The sequence below is a fragment of the Sphingomonas silueang genome, assembly GCF_040049155.1.
Taxonomy (GTDB): Bacteria; Pseudomonadota; Alphaproteobacteria; order Sphingomonadales; family Sphingomonadaceae; genus Sphingomonas; species Sphingomonas silueang.
The window spans coordinates 28,369-49,071 of the sequence record NZ_JBDZDK010000012.1 but is presented as its reverse complement, the minus strand read 5'-3'; the positions used below and the strand labels follow the sequence as shown (position 1 = coordinate 49,071).

General features: G+C 68.9%; 24 protein-coding genes. 14 read left to right on the top strand and 10 right to left on the bottom strand.

Annotated elements, in window-relative coordinates; translation table 11 throughout:
- The first annotated feature begins 33 nt into the window (after positions 1 to 33).
- From ABLE43_RS12790 to ABLE43_RS12765, 6 genes are all read left to right on the top strand, one after another.
- Positions 34 to 279, top strand: coding sequence for an acyl carrier protein (locus ABLE43_RS12790; protein WP_348978825.1), 246 nt, complete (start codon positions 34 to 36; stop codon positions 277 to 279).
- A 103-nt stretch (positions 280 to 382) separates the two neighbouring features.
- The gene (gene spt, locus ABLE43_RS12785) at positions 383 to 1,645 is read left to right on the top strand and encodes a serine palmitoyltransferase (RefSeq protein ID WP_348978824.1); all 1,263 of its coding nucleotides are present in this window, start codon (positions 383 to 385) and stop codon (positions 1,643 to 1,645) included.
- A gap of 182 nt (positions 1,646 to 1,827) precedes the next feature.
- Entirely contained in the window at positions 1,828 to 3,024 is a 1,197-nt protein-coding gene (lptF, locus tag ABLE43_RS12780; RefSeq protein WP_348978823.1) for an LPS export ABC transporter permease LptF, read from the top strand.
- A complete protein-coding gene (gene lptG / locus ABLE43_RS12775) occupies positions 3,024 to 4,115 on the top strand; it encodes an LPS export ABC transporter permease LptG (protein WP_348978822.1) in 1,092 nt (363 codons plus the stop codon). Before lptF ends, lptG begins: the two co-directional genes overlap by 1 nt.
- 94 nt (positions 4,116 to 4,209) lie before the next feature.
- On the top strand, positions 4,210 to 4,968 hold the full coding sequence (locus ABLE43_RS12770; RefSeq protein ID WP_348978821.1) for a sterol desaturase family protein: 759 nt from the start codon (positions 4,210 to 4,212) through the stop codon (positions 4,966 to 4,968).
- A gap of 69 nt (positions 4,969 to 5,037) precedes the next feature.
- The gene (locus ABLE43_RS12765) at positions 5,038 to 6,186 is read left to right on the top strand and encodes an N-acetyltransferase (RefSeq protein WP_348978820.1); all 1,149 of its coding nucleotides are present in this window, start codon (positions 5,038 to 5,040) and stop codon (positions 6,184 to 6,186) included.
- Between the two features lie 46 nt (positions 6,187 to 6,232).
- On the opposite strand, the gene ABLE43_RS12760 is transcribed toward ABLE43_RS12765, so the two are convergent.
- The 8 genes from ABLE43_RS12760 to ABLE43_RS12725 form a co-directional block, all read right to left on the bottom strand.
- Positions 6,233 to 6,496: a hypothetical protein gene (locus ABLE43_RS12760; protein ID WP_348978819.1), complete on the bottom strand. Its 264-nt coding sequence runs from the start codon at positions 6,494 to 6,496 to the stop codon at positions 6,233 to 6,235.
- A 38-nt stretch (positions 6,497 to 6,534) separates the two neighbouring features.
- Positions 6,535 to 6,825, bottom strand: a complete 291-nt coding sequence (locus ABLE43_RS12755) for a hypothetical protein (protein WP_348978818.1) — start codon at positions 6,823 to 6,825, stop codon at positions 6,535 to 6,537.
- 205 nt (positions 6,826 to 7,030) lie between these two features.
- Entirely contained in the window at positions 7,031 to 7,786 is a 756-nt protein-coding gene (locus tag ABLE43_RS12750; protein ID WP_348978817.1) for a transporter, read from the bottom strand.
- Positions 7,783 to 8,553: an exodeoxyribonuclease III gene (gene xth / locus ABLE43_RS12745; RefSeq protein ID WP_348978816.1), complete on the bottom strand. Its 771-nt coding sequence runs from the start codon at positions 8,551 to 8,553 to the stop codon at positions 7,783 to 7,785. Before xth ends, ABLE43_RS12750 begins: the two co-directional genes overlap by 4 nt.
- Positions 8,554 to 8,560: 7 nt before the next feature.
- Entirely contained in the window at positions 8,561 to 8,893 is a 333-nt protein-coding gene (locus ABLE43_RS12740; protein ID WP_348978815.1) for a HesB/IscA family protein, read from the bottom strand.
- Between the two features lie 55 nt (positions 8,894 to 8,948).
- A complete protein-coding gene (locus ABLE43_RS12735; RefSeq protein ID WP_348978814.1) occupies positions 8,949 to 10,139 on the bottom strand; it encodes a M23 family metallopeptidase in 1,191 nt (396 codons plus the stop codon).
- A gap of 241 nt (positions 10,140 to 10,380) precedes the next feature.
- On the bottom strand, positions 10,381 to 10,845 hold the full coding sequence (locus ABLE43_RS12730) for a peroxiredoxin (protein WP_348978813.1): 465 nt from the start codon (positions 10,843 to 10,845) through the stop codon (positions 10,381 to 10,383).
- On the bottom strand, positions 10,832 to 13,516 hold the full coding sequence (locus ABLE43_RS12725) for a bifunctional [glutamine synthetase] adenylyltransferase/[glutamine synthetase]-adenylyl-L-tyrosine phosphorylase (protein WP_348978812.1): 2,685 nt from the start codon (positions 13,514 to 13,516) through the stop codon (positions 10,832 to 10,834). Before ABLE43_RS12725 ends, ABLE43_RS12730 begins: the two co-directional genes overlap by 14 nt.
- Before the next feature lie 92 nt (positions 13,517 to 13,608).
- On the opposite strand from ABLE43_RS12725, the gene ABLE43_RS12720 reads away from it, so the two are divergent.
- The 5 genes from ABLE43_RS12720 to queE all read left to right on the top strand — a co-directional run bounded on the left by ABLE43_RS12720 (position 13,609) and on the right by queE (position 16,809).
- Complete coding sequence (locus tag ABLE43_RS12720) at positions 13,609 to 13,785, top strand: hypothetical protein (RefSeq protein WP_348978811.1); 177 nt, start codon at positions 13,609 to 13,611, stop codon at positions 13,783 to 13,785.
- Positions 13,786 to 13,920: 135 nt separating this feature from the next.
- Complete coding sequence (gene hslO / locus ABLE43_RS12715) at positions 13,921 to 14,862, top strand: Hsp33 family molecular chaperone HslO (protein ID WP_425475269.1); 942 nt, start codon at positions 13,921 to 13,923, stop codon at positions 14,860 to 14,862.
- A 21-nt stretch (positions 14,863 to 14,883) separates the two neighbouring features.
- Positions 14,884 to 15,291, top strand: coding sequence for a DUF3617 domain-containing protein (locus tag ABLE43_RS12710; protein ID WP_348978809.1), 408 nt, complete (start codon positions 14,884 to 14,886; stop codon positions 15,289 to 15,291).
- A gap of 181 nt (positions 15,292 to 15,472) precedes the next feature.
- Complete coding sequence (gene queC / locus ABLE43_RS12705) at positions 15,473 to 16,177, top strand: 7-cyano-7-deazaguanine synthase QueC (RefSeq protein WP_348978808.1); 705 nt, start codon at positions 15,473 to 15,475, stop codon at positions 16,175 to 16,177.
- Positions 16,174 to 16,809, top strand: coding sequence for a 7-carboxy-7-deazaguanine synthase (queE, locus tag ABLE43_RS12700; RefSeq protein ID WP_348978807.1), 636 nt, complete (start codon positions 16,174 to 16,176; stop codon positions 16,807 to 16,809). The genes queC and queE overlap by 4 nt, the downstream gene beginning before the upstream one ends.
- 132 nt (positions 16,810 to 16,941) lie before the next feature.
- On the opposite strand, the gene ABLE43_RS12695 is transcribed toward queE, so the two are convergent.
- Together ABLE43_RS12695 and ABLE43_RS12690 are read right to left on the bottom strand one after the other, a co-directional pair.
- A complete protein-coding gene (locus tag ABLE43_RS12695; RefSeq protein ID WP_348978806.1) occupies positions 16,942 to 18,462 on the bottom strand; it encodes a sensor histidine kinase in 1,521 nt (506 codons plus the stop codon).
- Between the two features lie 71 nt (positions 18,463 to 18,533).
- The gene (locus ABLE43_RS12690; protein ID WP_348978805.1) at positions 18,534 to 18,716 is read right to left on the bottom strand and encodes a NepR family anti-sigma factor; all 183 of its coding nucleotides are present in this window, start codon (positions 18,714 to 18,716) and stop codon (positions 18,534 to 18,536) included.
- A gap of 242 nt (positions 18,717 to 18,958) precedes the next feature.
- On the opposite strand from ABLE43_RS12690, the gene ABLE43_RS12685 reads away from it, so the two are divergent.
- The 3 genes from ABLE43_RS12685 (at position 18,959) to ABLE43_RS12675 (ending at position 20,670) form a co-directional block, all read left to right on the top strand.
- Entirely contained in the window at positions 18,959 to 19,762 is an 804-nt protein-coding gene (locus ABLE43_RS12685; RefSeq protein ID WP_348978804.1) for a response regulator, read from the top strand.
- A gap of 40 nt (positions 19,763 to 19,802) precedes the next feature.
- Positions 19,803 to 19,940, top strand: coding sequence for a hypothetical protein (locus tag ABLE43_RS12680; RefSeq protein WP_348978803.1), 138 nt, complete (start codon positions 19,803 to 19,805; stop codon positions 19,938 to 19,940).
- A gap of 94 nt (positions 19,941 to 20,034) precedes the next feature.
- Complete coding sequence (locus ABLE43_RS12675) at positions 20,035 to 20,670, top strand: sigma-70 family RNA polymerase sigma factor (RefSeq protein ID WP_348978802.1); 636 nt, start codon at positions 20,035 to 20,037, stop codon at positions 20,668 to 20,670.
- The last annotated feature ends 33 nt before the right edge of the window (positions 20,671 to 20,703 follow it).

The following is a 20,703-nucleotide window of genomic DNA, read 5'->3' as shown; positions in this document are numbered from 1 at the left end:
GCGCGACCAAGCAACCTTATCGGAAAGACCCGCATGAGCGACCGTGCCGCCACCCTCGCCACCATCACCGGCCTGATCGAGCCGTTCAACAAGAAGGGCGTCGCACTGACCGAGGCGACGACCTTTGCGGGCGACCTCGAATGGGACAGCCTGACCGTGATGGATTTCGTGGCGGCGGTGGAGGACGAGTTCGACATCGTCATCACCATGAACATGCAGGCCGAGATCGAGACCGTCGGCCAGCTGGCCGATGCCGTCGAAAAGCTGAAGACCAACTAAGCACCCCCCGTTCGGTTCGAGCCTGTCGAGAACGGTTCTCGAGACACGCTCTCGACAAGCGCGATCGTTCCTCGAACCGAACGGACCTTCCCTGGAAGCAACCATGACCGAAGCCGCCGCCACCTCGCACGCCCTGCCCGCCGATCCGGCGGACATCGCCCCCGAACGCGACCTGTTCAGCAAGTTCGACCCCCTGATCGCCGAGCGCGAGGCGCTGCTGGCGACGGGCGTGCGCGATCCGTTCGCGATCGTGATGGACAAGGTGACGTCGCCGACGCAGGCGGTGATCCGGGGCAAGGACACGATCCTGCTCGGCACCTACAACTACATGGGCATGACCTTCGACCCCGACGTGATCGCGGCGGGCAAGCAGGCGTTCGACGATTTCGGATCGGGCACCACCGGCAGCCGGGTGCTGAACGGCACCTATGACCCGCACAAGGATTGCGAGGCGGCGCTGCGCGAATTCTACGGCACCGAGCATGCCATGGTATTCTCGACCGGCTATCAGGCGAATCTCGGCATCATCTCGACGCTGGCGGGCAAGGGCGAATATATCATCCTCGACGCCGACAGCCATGCATCGATCTACGACGGCTGTTCGCTGGGCAACGCGGAGATCGTGCGCTTCCGCCACAATTCGGTCGAGGACCTCGACCGGCGGCTGGGCCGACTCCCGAAGGAGCCGGGCAAGCTGGTGGTGCTGGAGGGCGTCTATTCGATGCTCGGCGACATCGCGCCGCTCCCTGAGATGGTGGCGGTGGCCAAGAAGCACGGCGCGATGGTGCTGGTCGACGAGGCGCACGGCATGGGCTTCTTCGGCCCCAACGGGCGCGGGGTGTACGAGGAGCAGGGCGTCGAGAAGGACGTCGATTTCGTCGTCGGCACCTTCTCCAAGTCGGTCGGGACGGTCGGCGGCTTCTGCGTGTCCAACCACCCGAAGTTCGACGTGCTGCGGCTGGTGTGCCGCCCCTATGTGTTCACCGCGTCGCTGCCGCCGTCGGTGGTGGCGACCGCGGCGACCTCGATCCGGAAACTGATGCATGCCGCCGACAAGCGCGCGCATCTGTGGAAGAACAGCCGGCGGCTGCACGGCGGCTTGAAGGAACTGGGCTTCACGCTCGGCACCGATACGCCGCAGTCGGCGATCATCGCGGTGATCCTGAAGGACCAGACGCAGGCGGTCGCGATGTGGCAGGCGCTGCTGGAGGGCGGGCTGTACGTCAACATGGCGCGCCCGCCCGCGACTCCGGCGGGCACGTTCCTGCTGCGCTGTTCGCTGTGCGCGGAACATAGCGACGAACAGGTCGAGACGATCCTCGGCATGTTCGCGGCGGCGGGGAAGGCCGTGGGAGTCCTTTCGTAAGATCCTCCCCGGCACGGGGAGGGGGACCGCCGCGAAGCGGTGGTGGAGGGGGGTCGCCCCAGGCGCAATGGCAGCGTTCGCGGATACCCCCCTCCACCATGCTGCGCATGGTCCCCCTCCCCGTGAACGGGGAGGATCGTGAGGGCTAGCTTCGGGCGTAACCTTCGGTATAGCCGTGCCCCATGCCATCGATCGATCGCTACATGGCCCGGCTGATCGCGGTGCCGCTGTTCTCCACGCTGTTGATCTCGGCGATGCTGCTCGTCCTCGACCGGATGCTGCGGCTGTTCGATTTCGTGGCGGCGGAGGGCGGGCCGGTCAGCGTGGTGTGGCGGATGCTCGCCAACCTGCTGCCCGAGTATCTGGGGCTGGGCATCCCGATCGGGCTGATGCTCGGCATCCTGCTCGCGTTCCGCAAGCTCGCCACCTCGTCGGAGCTGGACGTGATGCTGGGCGTCGGCATGAGCTACTGGCGGCTGCTGCGCGTGCCCTTCTATTACGCCATCGTGCTGGCGGCGGCGAACCTTGCCATCGTCGGCTTCGTCCAGCCGCTGGCGCGCTATAATTACGAGGCGCTGCGCTTCGAGCTGCGCACCGGCGCACTGGGTGCCTCGATCAAGGTCGGCGAGTTCACCAGGCTGGGCGAGCGGATGACGCTGCGCATCGAGGAGAGCCGCAATTCGGGGGCCGAGTTGCGCGGCATCTTTGTGCAGGCGAGCCAGAAGGACGGCCAGTGGCTGGGCGTGACCGCCGAAAGCGGGCAGTTCCTGCGCACCGACGATCCCAATGTCATCATCTTCCGCCTGACCAACGGCACGCTGATCCATAATTCCCCCGATTTCCGGGTGCCGCGCACGCTGACCTTCACCGCGCACGACCTGCCGATCGACCTGCCCAAGTTCGGCAACTTCCGCCCGCGCGGCGGACGCGACCTCGAACAGACGCTGCCGCAGCTGGCGATCACCGGCCATGATCCGACGGTGAGCGAGGAGGATCGCGACGGCGCGCGCGCCAATTTCCACTTCCGCCTGGCCGAGGTGGCGACGATGTTCCTGCTGCCGATGCTGGCGCTGGCGCTGGGCGTACCCGCCAAGCGATCGTCATCGGCGCTGGGGGTGTTCCTGTCGATCGTGCTGATCGTCACCTATCACAAGATCAACGAATATGGCGAAGCGGTCGGCAGCCTCGGCCGGATCGACCCGATCATCGCGCTATGGGGGCCGTTCCTGCTGTTCGCCGCGCTGGTGTTCCGGCTCTACTACGTCATCGCCCATGTCCCGGGCGGCCAGCCGATCGGCGGGCTGGAGCGCGGCGCGGCCAAGCTCGGCAAGCTGATCGGGCGGTACCTGCCGGGCAGGCGCCGGAAGGCGGCGGCGTGATGCGCAGCTTCTTTCCCTCCACGACCATCGCCGTATACATGGCACGGCTGTTCCTCGTGCGCACCTTCGCGATCCTGTTCGCGCTGGTGCTGGTGTTGCAGGCGCTCGACCTGCTCAGCGAAAGCGGCAAGATCCTCGCCCAGCCGGGCAACGGGCAGGCGCAGATCCTGCAGTATATCTCGCTGCGCGCGCCGCAGATCGTGGCGCGGTTCCTGCCGTTCTCGGTGCTGCTCGGCACGATCCTGACGCTGACCCAGCTCAACCAGAACAGCGAGATCATCAGCCTGAAGGCGGCGGGCCTGTCCGCGCATCAGGTGCTCGCCCCGCTGATCCTCGCCAGCTTCGGCGTCGCCGCGGTATCGTTCGCGTTCAACGAACGGGTGGTGGCGCGCGCCACCGCGACGCTGAGCGCATGGGACGATGTCGATTACGGCGCGATGCCGGTCGATCGCGGCGACCGCACCAACGTGTGGGTGCGCGACGGCGACAATCTGATCCAGGTGGCGCAGGTATCGGGCCGGGGCGAGGCGACGCGGCTGCGCGGCATCACCGTCTACACCCGGCAGGGCAGCTCGCTCGTCGCGCTCGTCACCGCCAGCGGGGGACGCCGCGAGAACGGCGCATGGCGGATCGAGGGGGCGGAGCGCTTCACCGTGGCTACGGGCAAGCGCGAGCGGCTGGGCACGCTACGCATCGCGGGCGGGGTGCGGCCCGATCAGTTCACGCTCCAGAACGTCGATCCCGACGGGCTGTCGTTCGGCCAGCTGTCGACCGCGATCGACGACCTGACCGAGGCGGGCCGCCCGACCAAGGCGCTGGAGGGCGCATTGTGGCACAAGCTGTCGGGGCCGCTGTCGGCGGTGCTGATGCCGCTGCTGGCGGCGGTGGCGGCGTTCGGCGTGGCGCGATCGGGCAAATTGTTCGTGCGCGCGGTCATTGGCATGGCGCTCGGCTTCACCTATTTCGTGGCGGACAATTTCGCGCTGGCGATGGGGAACCTGGGCGCATATCCGCCGTTTCTGGCGGCCTGGGCCCCGTTCCTGCTATTCTTCCTGATCGGTGAGGCGGTGCTGATCCGGACCGAGGAATAGACGCGATTGCGTCCTACTTTGGCCGCAAAGCGCCGCCAGAGGGACAGGATGGGCCACGTCGCCCGCAAGAGGATTCGAGTAGGGAATTGTGCCGATGACCGCGATCACCGAGAAGCAGGGCTTCTGGAAGAAGTCGCACCATCTCGACAAGATGACCTTCAAGGAACTGGTCGTCGCCTATTTCCAGTATCCGGCGATCATCGCGTATATCGCGTTGTCGGTCGTCGCGATCGGGTTGTTCGCCTGGTCGCCCGCGCCGCTGGTGCCGACGCTGGCGTCGATCGGCGTCGCGATCGTCGCCTATCCGCTGGTGTGGTATGTGCTGCACCGCTGGGTGCTGCATTCCAACTGGATGTTCAAGTTCGCGCCGCTGGCCGCGACGTGGAAGCGCATCCATTACGACCATCACCAGGATCCCAACCATCTGGAGGTGCTGTTCGGCGCGCTGCACACCACCCTGCCCGCGATCGCGATCGCGACCGCGCCGATCGGTTATGCCATCGGCGGGTTCGGCGGGGCGATGGCGGCGCTGGCGACGGGGCTGCTGACCACCTGCTTCTACGAATTCTGCCACTGCATCCAGCATCTGGCCTACAAGCCAAAGAACAAGCTGCTGGTCGCATGGAAGCGCAAGCACATGGCGCATCACTTCCATGACGAGCACGGCAATTTCGGCATCACCAACTTCTTCTGGGACAAGGTGTTCGGCACCCATTACGAACGTTCGGAACGCCCGGAAAAGAGCCCGACCGTGTTCAACCTCGGCTATACCGACGAGGTGGCCAAGAAGTATCCGAAGGTCGCCGAACTGTCGGGCGGCGTGGCGAAGGGGCACCCGCGGTACCGCGGATGACCGATTTGTCATTTGAAGTTTGGGACGGGGCGGCGCATTGCCGCCCCGTCGTCGTTTCGGGGGTATGCCATGTCGATCACTGTCCGTCCGGTCCTGACCGCTGCCGATCGCAAGGCGTTCATCGCCCTGCCCTATCGCCTGTATGCGAACGATCCGCACTGGGTGCCGCCGCTGAAGTCCGAAGTGGCGGGCGCGATCGATCCGAAGAAGAACGGCTGGTTCAGCCATGCCGAGGGGCGGCTGTTCCTCGCCGAGCGCGCGGGCAAGGTCGTCGGGCGGATCTCGGCGCACATCGATACGCTGGCGCTGACGATGCCTGCCGACAAGGGCTTCGGCCCCGGCGTCGGCTTCTGGGGCATGTACGAGGTCGAGGACCGGGAAGCTGGTGACGCGCTGATCGCTCAGGCCGAGGACTGGCTGCGTGCCAAGGGGATGACGCGGGCGATCGGGCCGTGCAGCCTGTCGGTCTGGGAAGAGCCGGGGCTGCTGATCCAAGGCCATGACCACAGCCCGACGGTGCTGATGGGCCACCACCTGCCGCAGTACAAAGGCTGGATCGAGGGCGCCGGCTACCAGCCGGTCAAGCAGCTCATCACCTATGAGCTGGACATCACCAAGGATTTTCCGCCGATCGTGCAGCGCATCGTCGCGGCGGGCGAGAAGAACCCGCGCATCCATATCCGCCGGGTCGACAAGTCGAAGTTCGCCGACGAGGCGGCGATCATCCTGCGCATCCTGAACGATGCATGGTCGGACAACTGGGGCTTCGTGCCGCTGACCCAGCCCGAGGTGGACGATGTGGGCAAGAAGCTGAAGCCGCTGGTGTTCGGCGACCTGATCCGCATCGCCGAACTGGACGGCGAGCCCGTCGCGTTCATGATCACCCTGCCCGACATGAACGAGCCGCTGAAACCCATGAAGGGCAATCTGCTGCCGTTCAACTGGGCCAGGCTGCTGCTGTGGCTTCGCGCGCCCAAGGCGCGGACGATGCGCGTGCCGCTGATGGGGGTGGTCAAGAAGCTGCAGGCATCGCGGATGGCGAGCCAGCTTGCCTTCATGATGATCGAATATATCCGCCGCGATGCGGTGGCCAAGTTCGGCGCGTCGCGCGGCGAGATCGGCTGGGTGCTCGACGACAATCAGGGCATGAACGCGATCGCCACGACCATCGATAGCAAGGTCAACCGCGTGTATCAGATGTACGAGCGGTGGCTGTAGCGTCGTCCTGAACCGGGCGGGCCCTGCCCGGTCGGGACGGCGGGGGTCAGCGTGCGCCCTTGGTCGCCAGCGGATCGGTGCCGTCGCGCAGCCACTGCGCATAGCTGCGGCAGGTCTTGGCGGCGATGAACGAACCGGCGCGCTCGGTCCGGACGCACACCCTGGTGTCGGCGCGGACCGGCGTGCCGCGGAAGGTCCGTTCGGTGGGGGCGGTCGTCGTCGTCGTCGCGGCGACCGCGACTCCGGCGGGAACGGTGGTCGCCTGGGGCGCGGCGGACAGCATCGCCGCGAGCAGCATCGTGTAAGGCATTGCGATTACTCCTGGTGGGTTGCTTCGGGGGGGGTGGATCAGCGGCGGGTGTTGGCGATCATCGCGTCGATATCGACGCCCATCGCGATCCAGGTGCCGCGGGTGTTGCAGTCCATGCGGGTGAGGCGCGAGCCGGTCATCGCTTCCGAACGGACGCAGTAGCGGGTCTTGCGCGGCTTGGCGGCGGGGGTAGCGGCGGTGGCGGTCGTGGTGGCGACGGTCGTCGCGACGGTCGCGGGAACGGCGGCGACTTCGGGTTCGGCGGCGAAGGCCGAGGTGGCGGCGATCAGGCCGAGGACGGTCGAAGCGGCGAAGCGAATGGCGGTCATGGTGCAATCTCCCTGTGCAGTCCGGCGTGTCACCGGGCTTGCCCACTACATTGCATCCACCGTGCCAGTTTTATTTTAGCTTGCTTTTCAATAGCTTAGATTTTGACTACAGCTGTAGATGTGGGAAATGCCACCAAAGCGTCGCGAATTTCACCATCGGTTGGGAAATGCATATCGGCGAATTGTCACAATCGCCCGACAGCGATCAGAAGCGGCGCGAAATACCGCTGTAGAAGCGGAACGGCGCCGTCGCGTCGTTCAGCCCGACCACCGTGCCGCAATCGACGAACAGGTCGTCGTCGAGCTTCCATGCCAGCGACAGGGCGGCACTGGCCGTATCGACGCCGGGATCGTGCAGCCACTGCACCTCGGCGGTCGTCTCGACGCTGTCGGTCAGTTCGACATCGATCCCGAGCACGGCCGAGGGTTCGAGGTGCCGCGCGCCGCCGTCCACCGCGGCGATCCAGCGGAGCTGCGGCGAGAATTGCAGGTTCAGCCCGTCGCGCAGGTCGTAGGTGACGGGGGCGATCACGCCGAGGCTCCACGCGCGGTCGCCGATCGGGCTGCGCCCCACCGGCACCACCAGCGCGGGTTGCAGGCCGTAGGACAGCCCCGTGCCGTCGGGGTTGTGCAGGTTGATGCGCCCGCCGATGCTGATGTCGCCGGTGCGCGCGGTGCGGCTGCCGTCGCTGCGGTCGCGGGCGATGCCGAGCGGGGTCCAGCCGAGTTGCACCTCGGCACGGTCGGTCACGCCGATGCGCAACAGGCTGTCGCCGAACAGCACCGTATCGCTGTCGTCCTCGCGCTCCCAGTCGGCGAGCGCGGTCTCGATCGCGACACGGCCGGGATCAAGCACGCAGGCCGACTGGCCGAGGCTGGGGCGGGTCGGGCAATAGTCACGCGCCTGCGCGGTCGCCGCGACGCAAAGGCAGGCGGCGAGCGCGCCCAGGCGGACGATCATCGCAGCCGGGCCCAGGTCGGCGCGTGGTCGCTCGCCTTCTCGCGACCGCGATAGTCCTTGTCGACGCCCGCATCGACCAGCCGGTCGGCAGCGACAGGGCTGAGCAGCAGGTGATCGATGCGGAACCCCGCGTCGCGCGGCCACGACCCCGCCTGATAGTCCCAGAAGGTCCACACCCCGCCCCGCGGGTGGCGGGTGCGCAGCGCGTCGGTCCACCCCTGCGCCAGCAGCGCGCGGTATCCGGCGCGCGATCCGGGCTGCATCAGCGCGTCGCTCGCCATCGCCCGGACCGAAAATACGTCGTCGTCGTTGGGGATGACGTTGTAATCGCCCGCCAGCACGACCGCGCGCTCCTCGGCCAGCAGCGTCAGCGCGCGGGCGCGCAGCCGGTCGATCCAGCGCAGCTTGTAGTCGAACTTGGGGCCGGGCTGCGGATTGCCGTTGGGGAGATAGATCGAGGCGACGATCAGGCCGTCCACCTCCGCCTCGAGATAGCGGCTGTGCGCGTCGTCGTCCTCGCCGGCGAGGCCGCGCTGCCGTTCGACCGGATCGGTCCCGCGCGCCAGCACCGCGACGCCGTTGAACCCCTTCTGCCCGTGCCACAATGCGCCATAGCCCGCCGCGCGGACCTCGGCTTCGGGAAAGGTCTCGTCGCTCGATTTCAGTTCCTGGAGGCAGACGATGTCGGGCGCCTGTTCTTCGAGATACTCCAGCAGCCGGGGCAGGCGCGCCTTGATGCCGTTGACGTTGTAGGTGACGATCTTCACGTCCGCGTCAGACGGCGAAGCTGGTGCCGCAGCCGCAGCCCGATGCCGCCTGCGGATTGGTCACGCGGAACGCCGCGCCACCGAGCGATTCGACGAAATCGACCTCGGCACCGCGCACGAGATCGATGCTGACGGGATCGACCACCAGCCGCACACCGTCCGTCTCGGCGACCAGATCGTCGCCTTCGGGCGCATCGGCCAGACCGAAGCGATACTGGAAGCCGGAACAGCCGCCCCCCTCGACCGAAAGGCGCAGGATGGCGGGCTTCGCCTGTTTGGCGGCGATCGCCGCGACACGCGCGGCGGCGGCGGGCGACAGGGTGACTTCGGGGGCGTCCATGCCCCTCAGATAAGCGCCGGGACGATGCTCGGCAACCGTCCGGTAGGCGCCGCGATCAGTTCGCCGGGCCGCCCATCGCGAGCCGCTGGCGCTGCGCACGGTCGGCGGCCATCGCCAGCTCGCCCGCCTGGAGATAGGGGGCGGGATTGACCGCCGACCCGTCGATGCGGACTTCATAGTGCAGGTGGCTGCCGGTCGAGCGCCCGGTCGAGCCCATCAGCCCGATCAACTGGCCGCGCTTCACCCGCGCATGTTCCGACACGAGGATCTTCGAGAGATGGCCGTAGCGGGTGGCGATGCCCTTGCCGTGGTTGACCTCGATCAGATTGCCATAGCCGCCCGCACGCTCCGCACGGGAGATGATGCCGTCGGCGGTGGCATAGACCGGGGTGCCGATCGGGCCGGGGATGTCGACCCCGGCGTGCATCGCGGCGGTGCCGCGGAACGGGTCCGAACGGACGCCGAAGTTGCTGGTGAAGGCCATATGCGCCACCGGCTGGAACGAGGGGATCGAGATCGCCGCCTGTTCGATGGTGTCGAGCTTCTTCCAGCTGAGGAACAGCGCGCGGAACTGCGCATCGGCGGCGGCATCGGCATTGGCGGCATTGGCCGTCGCCGCGGCGGCGGTGGCGGCATCGACCGGTTCGTACGGGCCGCCCATCGCGGGCATCACCCGGCGCGGGTTGAGGCCGAGGCGCTTGAGCGTCCGCGCGGTATCGGCATAGCGCGCATCGGCCATCGCCTTCGCCTGCGCCGCCATCATCGCCTGTTGCCGCGCGACGCGATCGAACGGACGGGTCACGATCGAGGCATGGTCCACCGCAGGCTGGTCGAGTGCCGCCAGAACGAGGCCGTCGGCCTTGTCCGAACCGGTGAGGACGGCGGCGAGCGCCTGTTGCCGCCCCTCGATCCGCGCGGCATGCGCGCGGGCGTCGGCGCGCAGGCGGGCGACGTCGTGGCGCATGCCCTGCACCTGCTGCTGCATCTGCGCGACGCGGGCCTCTGCGGTCGGGCCTTCGACCAGCCCGGCGGCGGTCGCGGTGTCGAGCGCGGCATGTCCCATGCCATAGGCGGAGAAGGCGACCGTCACCGCCGCCAGCCCGGCGGCCACCGCCTGGGTCCGGGCGGCGATCGACACGCGACGCAGGCGCTTGCCGTCATGGATCAGGAATTCACGGTCGCGGAAGAAAGTGCGGAACCGGCCGGCAGTCGCGGTGTTGGTGCTCAATACAGGCGTAATCGACATCGGTTCCCGCGATCCAGCGTTGCGTCCGCATCGGTTGCCCGACGCGGACGGTTGAATGTGCGTGTTGAGACTGCGGCCCCCCGCGCCTCGACTGGCCAACGACTTGCCGGATCATGGCGGTGTTGCGCAACCGCACCCCCCATCCCCGCGCGGCCAACCGCCGCCGCGGTGCGGCGAATCGTTTGCAGCCGCGTCGGCGCGCCGTCGTGCGCGGTGACAGCGGTAGCAACATGCCGCCGAATCAGTTCGCCACGCCGATCGCCGCCAGCACCGCTGCGGCATGGCCCGGCACCTTCACCTTGCGCCAGACCTGTGCCAGCCGCCCGCCCGCATCGAAGGCGAAGGTCGCCCGTTCGATCCCCATGTAGCTGCGCCCGTACATCTGCTTTTCGACCCAGGTGCCGAACGCTTCGCAGGCCGAACCGTCCACGTCGCCGGCGAGGCGGACGGCGAGCGCATGTTTCGCGGCGAAGCGGGCGAGCTGTGCGGGCGTGTCGCGCGATACGGCGATCACCGCGACGCCCGCCGCCGCGAAGGCCGGGGCCAGCGCGGTGAAATCCTGTGCCTCGCGGGTGCAGCCGGTCGTGTCGGCCTTGGGATAGAAATACACGACCAGCCCGTTCGGACCGGCGGCGTCGGGCAGCGCGAACGCCGTGCCGTCGCTGTCGGTCAGGGTCACTGCCGGGATTGCGTCACCGATCTCCATCGTCCGTCTCCTCCGCCGCCACGCGGTGCCATACCGCGCCCACCGCCTGCCGCGTCGCGGCGAGGGTGGCAAGCACCGTGTCCCAGTCGGCCAGCCCTAGCGCGGCGGCGAGGATCGGGCGGGTCGCGGGCGCGGGCAGTTGCGCATCGGGCGCGACCAGCCGCATCGCGACGATCAGCCGGGTCAGGAAATCATGCGCGTCGCGCATCGTCGGCGGCAGCAGGCCCTGCCCGACCAGCGCATCGATCGCCTGTCCCAGCGCCGGGGTCAGCGCGGTGCGGTGGCGCAGTTGCAGGACATGCACCGCGAATTCGAGGTCGACCAGCCCGCCCTCGCCCAGCTTGGCGTCGAGCGGCCCGGCAGCGGGCTTGTGCCGCGCCATTTCCGCGCGCATCGCCACCGCATCGGCGGTCACGTCGCGCGCCGGACGGTCGCCGCCGAGCACGCGCAGGGTGATCGCGCCCGCCTGTTCGCGCGCCGCGTCCGACCCGACGATCGCGCGGGCGCGGGTGAGCGCCATATGCTCCCATGTCCACGCATCCTCGCGCTGGTAGCGATCGAACCCGGCGAGCGAGACCACCAGCGGCCCCTGCGCGCCGGAGGGACGCAGGCGGGTATCGACCTCGTACAGCGGCCCCGATGCGGTCTGGACGGACAGCGCCGCCGTCAGCCGCTGCGCGAGGCGATTGTAGTAGAGGACGGCGCCGAGCGGCTTCGCCCCGTTCGATTCGGCGGCGAAATCGCCGGTGAAGCAATAGATCAGGTCGAGATCGGAGGCGTGGGTCAGCGCGCCGCCGCCCAGCCGCCCGAGGGCGAGTACCACCAGTTCGCTGCCCGGCACCCGCCCATGCGCCTGCGCGAAGCTGTCGACGGTCGCCTGCGCCAGCACCGCCACCGCCGCTTCGGCGACCCGGGCATAGCCCGCCGCCACGTCGAGCGGATCGCCGGTGCCCGCGACCACCTGTACCCCCAGCATGAACCGCTTCTCGTTCACCACGTCGCGGACGTGATCGAGCAGGCGTTCATAGCCCTCGGGCGCACGCGCGCGCATCTCGGCCGTCAGCTCGGCGACGCTGCCGACCGGGGCGTGCGCCCGCGCGTCGATCAGCGCGTCGAGCAGGCTCGCCCGCCGTGCCAGCGCATCGGCCAGCGTCGGCGCGTGGCACAGGATAGTCCCAAGCAACCGGGCGAGCGCGGGCTGCGCCTGGAGCAGGCGGAACAGGTTGATCGCGCTCGGCAGTCGCGCCAGCATCGCATCGAGCCGCAGCAGCGCCGCCTGCGGATCGGCGGCGGTGGCGAGCGCCGCGACCAGATCGGGAAGGCCATCCTCCAGCGCGGCGCGCGCTGCCGGACTGCGGAGCGCCGGATAGGCCCCGCCGCGCCAGTCGGCGATGCGCCGGGCCGCCGCCTCCACATCGGCAAAGCCTGCCTCGGCCAGCCGGGCATGGAGCGAGGCAGCATCGGCGGGCAGCTTGGGCGTCGCGGCACCGTCGAGCCGGTCATAGACCGCGGCAACCGCGCGGACGTGCGGCCGGAGCAGGTCGAGCAGCGCCGCGCCGTCCGGAAGGCCGTGGAGTCGCGCCACCCGGTCGAGCGCCTCTGGCGCGGCGGGCAGGCTATGGGTCTGGCGATCGTCGACCATCTGGAGCCGGTGCTCGATCGTGCGGAACAGCGTATAGCCGTCCGCCATCACCGCCGCCTCGTCCGCGCCGATCCGGCCGTGGCGGGCCAGCGCCGCCAGCGCATCGCGCGTCGCGGGCACCCGCAGCGCCGGTTCGCGCCCGCCGTGGACGAGCTGGTGGACCTGCGCGAAGAATTCCGCCTCGCGGATGCCGCCGCGCCCGCGCTTGAGGTCATAGCCGGGGCCGAACGCCTGCCCCTGCGCATAGTGATCGCGGATGCGGCGGGTGATGTCGCGGATCTCGCCGATCGCGCCGTAATCCAGCGCGCGCCGCCACACGAACGGGCGGATCGCGTCGAGGAACCCCTGCCCCAGCGCCACGTCGCCCGCCGCCGATCGCGCGCGGATGAAGGCGGCCCGCTCCCACGGCAGCGCGGCGGATTCGTAATAGGATACCGCGGCCCCCACCGGCAGCGCGATCGGCGTCGCTTCCGGGGAAGGCCGCAGGCGCAGGTCGACGCGCAGGACATAGCCGTCGCCGTCGCGCGCCTGGAGCAGTTCGCTGACCCGCCGCCCGATCCGCACCGCCGCCTCCGCCGGATCGTCCTTCGCCCGGCGCGGCAGGCGATCGGGGTCGTAGAGCAGGATGGGGTCGATGTCGGAGGAATAGTTGAGTTCGTGGCTCCCCTGTTTCCCCAGCGCGATCGCGACGAAGCCCTCGGCCTGCGCGCCCGGCGTCCGCTCCTCGATCGCGGCGGCGATGGCGCGAGTGAGCGCATGGTCGGCGAAGTCGCTCAGCGCGCGGGTGACGGCGGTGAGGTCATAGGCACCCGCCAGATCGCCGAGCGCCACCAGCAGCGCCAGCCGCCGCCGCTCGATCCGCAGGCGACGCGCCAGCGGCACGTCCGGGTCGGCCAGCGCCACCGCCGCCACCGGATCGACGGCGAAGCCCGGCAGCGACGCGACGAAATCGCCCTCGCGGTCGAGCAGCACCGACAGGAAGGGCGATCCGTCGCGCACCCGTTCGATTAGTTCCGTCACCAGTTGCATCGTCCGTCCCGTCCGTTCCGCATCGTGCGCGGGGCGTCGCTTGTATCGGCTGGGCGCTTGAAACGAAATCGGATGGCGCACGTTGGAAACGCATGACCCGGACCGATACCCATAGCCATGACGACGCCCCGTCCGGGCAGGTCGTGCGCGTGCCCGCGCGCAGCGACGGCGTGGGCCATGCCCTGCGCCGCTCCTTCGGCCATGGCGACGCGCTGCCCGCCGAATGGCAGGAGTGCCTGCGCCAGCTGAACCGCATCTCGCGGCACTGACCGGTTCCGCTACGGAATCGCCGAATTGGCTGTTCGATCGGCGGTGATGTAGGCTGACAGGACACCGCCTGTCGCAAAGCGCTTGCGCAATCGCGTCCGGCCTCCCATGTGAACGATCGATCACAGTTTGCCCGCATGGCCGGGCCGAAGGAGCCTTTCGTCTTGACCGAACCCGTCCGCCTGCCCGATCTCGACCGTGCGATCGGGTTCACCCTGCCCGATCATCATGCGCGCGGTCGCGTCGTCCGGCTGGGGCCGGTGGTGCAGTCGATCCTCGCCGCCCATGCCTATCCCGCGCCGATCGAGCGGCTGCTGGCGGAATCGCTGGCGCTGACCGCCTTGCTCGGCTCGACGCTGAAGGAAGCGGAGGGGCAGCTGACGCTCCAGGCGCAGACCCAGGGCGGGATCGTCCGGCTGATGGTGTGCGACTACAAGAACGGCGAACTGCGCGGCTATGTCGATTTCGACGGCGAGCGGCTGACCGAACTCGGCGAGTCGCCGTCGCTGTTCGCGCTGTTCGGGCAGGGTTATCTGGCGATCACCTTCGACCAGGTGACGTCGGGCGAGCGGTACCAGGGCATCGTGCCGCTGGACGGCGAATCGATCGCGCAGGCGGCGGAGAGCTATTTCCTGCAATCCGAACAGATCCCGTCGCTGGTCCGCCTCGGCATCGGCGTGGACGACAACGGCGCGCGGATCGCAGGCGGCATCTTCCTCCAACACCTGCCCGAGGGCGAGGAGGGGCGCGAGCGGCTGCACACCCGGCTCGACCATCCCGAATGGCATCATGTCGAGGCGCTGGGCGCGACCATGGGCGCCGACGAGCTGGCCGATCCGATGGTCCCGCTCGAGACGATCGTGTGGCGGCTGTTCAACGAGGAGCGCGAGGTGCGCGTGCTGGCCAGCACGCCGCTGGTGCGCGGCTGCCGCTGCGACCGCGACTATATCGCGGGGGTGATCGCCAAGTTCCCGGTCGAGGAACGCGCGGCGATGGCCGACGAGAACGGCATCATCACCGTCGATTGTGCCTTTTGCGCGACGAAGTTTCCGCTGGCGCTGGCGGATGTGACGGCCTGATCCGGGCCGAAGGGGGACGACATGGGGGGAAGGCCGGGCCGCGCCGTCGCGGCGCTGCTCATCACGATCGCGGGCGCGGCGGGGGCGCAGCCCGCCCGCGCGCCGGTGTTGCAGGCGATGGCCCATGTCCGACCGGGGCTGTGGGAACTGCATCCGGCGGGCAGCATCGTGCCGCCGCGCGCCAGCTGCGTCGCCGATCCGGCGGTGCTGCTGCGGCTGCGGCAGCGCGCCGACCAGTGCACCCGCTTCGTGATCGACGATTCGCCCGGGGGGGCGACGGTCCATTACACCTGCCCCGGCGCGGGCCATGTCCGCACCCAGCTGCGCGTCGACACCCCGCGCGCGCTGTTCATCCGGAGCGAGGGGATCGTCAACGGCACGCCCTTTTCCGATGCGATCGAGGCACGGCGGGTCGGCGACTGCCGCTGAGGCGCGTTAAGGGCGAGTTCACCATGGATGTGGCAAGACCGGCCGGTATCCTGATATACGGATGCGCATGTTTCCCTAAGACATGGAAACTTCCGGGCCGCTCGCGAGCGGCCCGTTCTTTGGTTGCGACCGTTCCTGCCCGGCGGTTGCCTGTCGCCGCATCTGGGCCTAGCGAGCGGCCATGACCGATTCTCCTCTCAGCGTCGTATTGATATCCGGCGGGCTCGATTCGATGGTGTCGGCGGCCCTCGCGCGCGAGGCCGGGCACCGGCTGCTCGCGCTGTCGATCGACTATAACCAGCGGCACCATGTCGAACTCGCCGCCGCGCGCCGCATCGCCCGCATGCTGGGGGCCGAGCGCCATGTCGTGCTGCCGCTCGACCTGACCGCGTTCGGCGGGTCGGCGCTGACCGATGATGCGCTGGCGGTGCCCAAGGACGGCAGCGACGATCCCGCCGCCATTCCGATCACCTATGTTCCCGCGCGCAACACCATCTTCCTCAGCCTCGCGCTCGGCTGGGCCGAGGCGGCGGGGGCGCGCGACCTGTGGATCGGGGTCAATGCGCTCGACTATTCGGGCTATCCCGACTGCCGCCCCGAATTCATCGCCGGGTTCGAGCATCTGGCCGAACTGGCCACCCGCGCGGGCGTGGAGGGTGAGCGGTTCCGCATCCATGCCCCGCTGCAACACATGACCAAGGCCGACATCGCGCGCGAGGCGGCGCGCCTCGGCATCGATGCGGGGATGAGCTGGTCGTGCTACGATCCGGCGGGCGCGCTGCATTGCGGACGCTGCGAGAGCTGCCGGTTGCGCGCGCGCGGCTTTGCCGAGGCCGGGCTGCCCGACCCGACCCAGTATGCGGAAGCGCCCGACACCGGCCGATGAGCTACGCGGTCAAGGAAATGTTCCTCACCCTCCAGGGTGAGGGCGTGCATGCCGGTCGGCGCGCGGTGTTCGTGCGCTTCGCCGGGTGCAACCTGTGGAGCGGGCGCGAGGCGGATCGCGCGACGGCGGTCTGCCGCTTCTGCGACACCGATTTCGTCGGCGTGGACGGTGCGGGCGGCGGGCGCTTCGCCGATGCCGCGGCGCTGGCGGCGGCGGTGGCGGAGCATTGGGACGGGCCGCTCGACCGGCGCTTCGTGGTGCTGACCGGCGGCGAGCCGATGCTCCAGATCGACGATGCGCTGGTCGATGCGCTGCATGGCGCGGGCTTCACCATCGCGATCGAGAGCAACGGCACGATCGCCACCCATCCCGGCATCGACTGGGTCTGCATCAGCCCCAAGGCGGGGAGCGAGGTGGTCCAGCGGCACGGCGACGAGCTGAAGCTGGTGTGGCCACAGGCGGGGATCGATCCCGCCGCGCTGGAGCATTGGGATTTCGCGCATCTGCTGGTGCAGCCGATGGACGCCGCGGGGATGGAAGCGGCGAACCGCGACGCCGCGATCGCGCTGGCGATGGCGCGGCCCCGGTGGCGGCTGTCGCTCCAGACGCACAAGCTGCTGGGGTTGCGGTAGGGTTCGATCCTCCCCGTTCGTCCCGAGCGCAGTCGAGGGACGTGCGGCACAGGCTGCGCAGCGTGTCTCGACCGCGCTCGACACGAACAGTGGAAAAGCGGGACAGAACGGGGCGACGCGGGACGACGCCCCCTACCCTGCCTTGGCCGCGATCACGATCTCATAGGCGCCGGTCAGCGGATCATGGTGCAGCGGCGCGCGCAGCTGGCGCGAGAGGCCGAGGATGATGCGGCCGTAGCGCTGCTTGACCAGCGTATCGAGCTGGTCGCTCTCGACCAGCGCGGGGGATACCGCGCGCAGCGTCGCGGTGTCGCTGTCGGCGATCGGGCGGACCGAAATGCCGATCTGCGCCTGCGGATTGACCGAGGCGGCCAGTTCGATCAGCTCGGTCAGCAGGAACGACACCGCGACCGCCACGTCCTGCGTCACCAGCACCGGTTCGACGTGCAGCGTGATGCCCAACCGCGCCGCGCCGTCGGCCGCGGTCGCGCGGATGTTCGACGCGAGTTCGCCGATCACCGCCTTCAGCTCCAGCCCGCGATTCTCCTCCATCTCGGCATAATGGTGGCGATGCACCACCGCGAGTGCGTCCACCCGGCGCTGGATCGTCGCATAGGCATCGGACGCCGCCGCGCCGTGCGCGCTGCGGGCATGGAAGTTGATGAGGCTGGCGATGACCTGAAGGTTGTTCTTGACCCGGTGATGCACCTCGCGGGTCAGCTTGGTCTGGCGCACCAGCCCGTCGGCCATCGACTGTTCGTGCCGTTCGACCGTATGGGTCAGCGCGACGAAGGTTTCGCCGAGGTCGGCGATCTCCTGCGCGGGAATCGCGCCGAGATCGACCGCCTTGAGCGGCTCGCCGGGGCGATAGCGGTCGATGTCGTCGCGGAAGCGGCGCAGGGGGCGGATGAGCATCCGGTCGACCACGAACCAGCCGATGCCGGTCGCCGCGATCCACATCACCAGCGGCAGCAGCATCGCGACGATCGCGGGCGAGGTGATCGGCGCCTTGCGGATCGCCATCTCGAAATGCAGCCCGTCGATGCCGAGCGGGATTTCGACGCGCTCCAGCCGCTGGAACCCCGATCCGGCGGGCAGTTCCTCCAGCATCAGTTCGCTGCCGTCGTCCTGCTGCAACTCGGCACCGAAGGCGGCGGCATAGCCGCTGGGCTGCGCCAGATCGCGCAGCATCGCCTGGGGAAAGAAGGCTGCCGCGCGCGAGGCACCGCGCGGTCCCTGCAGATCGACCACCAGCCCGCCCGGCACCAGTTGCGCGCGCAGGCCGTTGGCATCGGGGGTGCCCCGGTTCGGCACGGGAATGGCGCTGCCGCAGATCAGCCGCCCACCGGTGTCATGGATCGCGAAACGCGCGCCCCCGGCGCTCTGCTGGGCGAACACGCCCTCGGCCCGCGCGCAGCCCGGCGTGTTGGCGGGATCGAGCGCCAGCGCGTTGAGCGCCACGCGGAGCGCGGTCATGTCGCCCGCCAGTTCGATCGCGATCGCCCGCGACGCTTCGGTCGCCGCCACGCGCAGCCGGGCGCGGGTGTCGAGATCGGCGGTGCGCGCGGTCTGGAGCGTCGCGAACAGCGCGATCAGCGCCAGCGGCAGCAGCGCGGCGCTGAGGATCAGGACCAGCTTGGCGCCGGTGGCCATGCGCCGCAGCGCGACTGCCGGACTGGAGGGACGTCGGCGAACGGATGGGGAAGTCGTCACGCGGACGACGGCTATTTCAACTTGTTGAGCAGGTCGAGCATTTCGTCGGGAACCGACTCGCCGACGGCATCCTGATACACGGCGCGCAACGCATTACCCAATACGGACGAATCCTTCTTGTCGGCCTTGTCGGTCGGAGCGCCTGCCGCCGGCGTCGCGCCGGGCTGCTTCGCCGCCTGTTCACCATCCTTCACGAATGCACGCCTTCCCCCGAGTGACCGGACCATCGCCCGCACGAAATCCCTGCCCGATCGGCGACGGACGGCACGTGCGTCACACCGGTCGAGCGGACAGGAAACAAAAGACGCGCTCGTTGGTTCCATGGTTCGACGCGATTCGGGGGAAGCGTCCAGCGCCCCCGTCGTATCGAACCGTGATGCACGCCCATGGCCGTCCCGACGGGACGGATGCGGGTACGAAGGAGACCTAACTGACCATGTCGCTCGGACAGCAGCTTGCGCCGCACCTCCCCTTCCTGCGGCGCTATGGCCGTGCCCTTACCGGCAGCCAGAGCGAGGGCGACCAGTATGTCCGCGCCACGCTGGAAGCGATCGTCGCCGCGCCCGAGGAGTTTCCGCGCGACGTCGATCCGCGGCTCGGCCTCTATCGCACCTTCCAGGCGATCTGGACCTCGTCGCAGCCCGAGGCGTTCGGCAGCGGCAGCGACGCCACGTCGGACAACGAAGCCATCGCACAGGCGCGCCTCGCCCGCATCGCGCCGCTGTCGCGCCAGGCGCTGCTGCTGACCGCGATGGAGGGCTTCACCAACGAGGACACCGCCTATCTGATCGACGCCAGCCCCGAGGAAGTCGAGGATCTGGTCGCCGAGGCGCTGCGCGAGATCGAGCAGCAGACCCGCGCGCGGGTGATGATCATCGAGGACGAGCCGCTGATCGCGATGGACCTCGAGCAGATCGTCCGCGACCTCGGCCATGAAGTGACCGGCGTCGCCGTGACCCGCGACGAGGCGGTCGCGCTGGCGATGCAGGACCGCCCCGGCCTCGTCCTCGCCGACATCCAGCTGGCCGACGACAGCTCGGGCATCGATGCGGTCAAGGACATCCTGTCGGAATTCAACGTGCCGGTGATCTTCATCACCGCCTTCCCCGAACGGCTGCTGACCGGCGAGCGTCCCGAACCGACGTTCCTCATCACCAAGCCGTTCCAGCGATCGACGGTCAAGGCCGCGATCAGCCAGGCGCTGTTCTTCGACGAGGCGACGGTACCCGCCGTCGCATAACGATACGGACCCAAAACGAAACTCGGGGGTTGGAGCAGACATGGCACACGACGACGACCGCATCCATGTCAACAAGACGCAGGCACGCGCCGGCTCCACCCCCGGCGTGACGCGCTACATCCTTGCGGTGTCGCTGACGGCGGTGATCGTCGTCATGGCGTATATCCTGCTGTCCTGAGCGGACCGACGTTTCGCCCGCCGCTGGCAATCGGCGCCGGGCGACCCTATGTTCGCATCAGGCCGCATGCCTGCCGCGTATCGAACGGATAAGAATGACCGATCCCGATAGTACCGAGAACGCGGAAGCCGAGGTGCAGGAGCATGTCGCCCTCTCCGATCCGGAGTTCAAGAAACAGCTGGCGCAGGTCATCCCGCACCTGCGCGCCTTTGGTCGTTCGTTGTCGGGCAGCCGCGATCTGGCCGACGATCTGGTGCAGGAAACGCTGCTGAAGGCGTGGGCCGCACGGCAACGGTTCCAGGCGGGCACCAACATGCGCGCATGGACCTTCATCATCCTGCGCAACCTCTATCTCTCGCAGATGCGCCGTGCGCGCTTCAAGGGCGAGTGGGACGATCTGGTCGCCGACCGCATCCTCGCCGCGCCTGCCAGCCAGGATCGCCATGTCGAACTGGCCGACATGCAGCGCGCGCTGCTCCACCTGCCGCAGCCGCAGCGTGAGGCGCTGATCCTCGTCGGTGCGGGCGGGTTCGCCTATGAAGAGGCCGCCGAGATCTGCAACGTCGCGGTCGGCACGATCAAGAGCCGGGTGGCGCGCGGGCGCGTCGCGCTGGAGGCGTTGATGAGCGAGGGGCAGCTGCCGTCGCGCGCGTCGCAGCCGGACAACGGCGGGCAGACCGTGCTCGACACGATCATGGGCGAGGTCGACGACCTGAGCAAGGATCGCTGAACCGGCGTTGCGCCCGGCCCGGTCCATCGCTTA